Annotated in this window: 1 protein-coding gene; it reads right to left on the bottom strand. The window is 67.0% G+C overall.

Annotated elements, in window-relative coordinates; translation table 11 throughout:
* Positions 1–2,224 (bottom strand): double-strand break repair helicase AddA (addA, locus tag EOA24_RS34980; protein ID WP_127410652.1); only part of this gene is annotated, 2,224 nt, incomplete at both ends.

Raw genomic sequence — 2,224 nt, forward strand, 5'->3', positions numbered from 1 at the left:
GGTATTCGTCGTCCGCCAGTTCGCGCGCCCGCACCGAGGCCGCCTTCGAAACGCCATTGGCGACATCGCTGGCCGAGCGCCACAGATAGCCCTTGCCCCTCCATTGCGTCCCCGAGCTTTCGAACGGCATCAGCCGCGGCAGATGCTGGTCGCTGAACGGCGCCGAGCCGCCATCGACCAGGAAGACCAACGGCGCCTCCAGGCCCTTGGCGGCGTGCACGGTCATGACGCGCACCTCATCGCGCGTCTGGTCCATCTCGCGCTTGATCTCGGGGCCCGCATTCTCCAGTGTCGACAGGAAGGATTCCAGCCCCGGCAGTCCGGTCCGTTCCTCGGCCAGGCAAAAGCTCAGGAATTCGTCGAGGATGTCGCCGGCTTCGGGTCCAAGCCGCGCCGTCATCTTGCGGCGCAGCCCGTCGCGCGCCAGCGCCGCGGCGTAGAATTCGAACACCGGCTTGAACGCGACCTCGGTTGCCCAGCCATCGAGCCGGCTAACGACAGCGGCGAGGGAAACATCTTCGGCCGCGTGATGCCTGAGCGAGGCAATCAGCGACTGGCCCTTCGGCCTTTGGCTGGCAAGCGTCAATAACGTCTCCTCGGAGACCTCGAAGATCGGGCTGCGCAGCACCGCGGCCAGCGAAAGATCGTCCTCCGGCTGGATCAGGAAATGTCCGAGCGCGATCAGGTCCTGCACCGCGATATGGCCGGGCAGGCTGAGCCGATCTGCGCCGGCGACCGGGATCTGCCGGTTCTTCAGGCTGCGCGACAGCGCATGGACGAAGCGGTCGCGCTTGCGCACCAGCACCAGGATGTCGCCGGCGGTCAGCTTCCTGCCCTTGCCTTCGATGACCTCGCCTTGCTTGAGCCAGGTCTGGATGGTCGTGGCCACATGCTCGGCGACGCGCACGGCGGGGGCGCTGGCGTGGTTGACCGGCAAGGTCCAGTCGTCCGGTTCCTCGACCATCTCGGCGCCGACCGATGGCCACACCTCGACATAGCCGGGCGCGTCATTGCGGATCGCCTTGTGGCTGAGCGGATCGGGATCGTGGCTGATGCCGCGCCGCACGCCGGGTTCAGCGAAGACGCGGTCGACGGCGGCCAGCACATCGTCGCTCGACCGGAACGACCAGGTGAGCTTGAGATTGGCGAAGGCGGCTTCGGCGTCGCGCACGCGCCCGGCGAACAGCTGCCGGCTTTCAGCGAAGGAATCCGGCGCTGCCCCTTGGAAGGAGTAGATCGACTGCTTCTCGTCACCGACGGCAAACACCGTGCGCCTGACTGCCTCGCGCTGGCCGAGCCCGGCAAAGAACTCTTCCGTCAGCTTCTTCACCACCTCCCATTGGTCCGGGCTGGTGTCCTGCGCCTCGTCGAGCAGGATATGATCAATGCCCTGGTCGAGCTTGAACTGCACCCATGGTCCGGCATCGGGCCGTGACAGCAGGCTCACGGTGCGGGTGATGAGGTCGTTGAAGTCGAGGAAGCCGCGTCCGCGCTTCAACTGCTCGTAGCGCGCGATCAGCCAGCCCGCGACGGTGAGCGCCGCCGCCGTGCCTTCCAGCATGCGGAACAGCGCCAGCCGGTCCGACACGTCGAGGATCGCCTTGGCCCCGGCCAGATAGCGGTCCGGCAGATCCGGTAGCCGGTCGACCAGCGCCTTCTTGAAGATCTTGGGCGGCTCATAGGGGTCGCCGTCGGCCTTGAGAAAGGCCTTTGCCAGCAGCCGCAGCCGGCGGATCGGGTCGGCTTCGGCGAAGGCGCCCCGTGCATAGGGGATGACGTTGTTCAGCACCTGCCGCGCGTCGGCGGCTTCGGCGGCATGCGCGAATTCGGCGAACTGGCGGGGGTCGAAGCCAGGCAGCGGCCATAGCGAAGCGGCGATGCCCTCGGCCGTCTGTCCCGGCCTGAAGCCGAATTCGGCGAAGAGCGGCCGGAAATCCCGATCCCTGCCGAGCTTGGCGATGAAATCGCGCAACTCGTCGCGCTTGCCGACGATCTCGGCAAGCAGGGAATCGAGACCGAACTCGCCGCCGCGCTCCAGCACCGTGGCGAAGGCTTCCGCCAGGCCTTCGACGCCGGCGCCAGCGCCCGAGATCATGTCGCGGCGGGCATCGGCGAACAGCGAGGCCTCCATCTGCGGATCGAGCATCTCGAAATGCGCCGGGATGTTGGCTTCGAGCGGGAACTGGTGCAGCACGGATTCGCAGAAGGCGTGGATGGTCTGGAT

This window comes from Mesorhizobium sp. M2A.F.Ca.ET.039.01.1.1 (genome assembly GCF_003998035.1).
Taxonomy (GTDB): domain Bacteria; phylum Pseudomonadota; class Alphaproteobacteria; order Rhizobiales; family Rhizobiaceae; genus Mesorhizobium.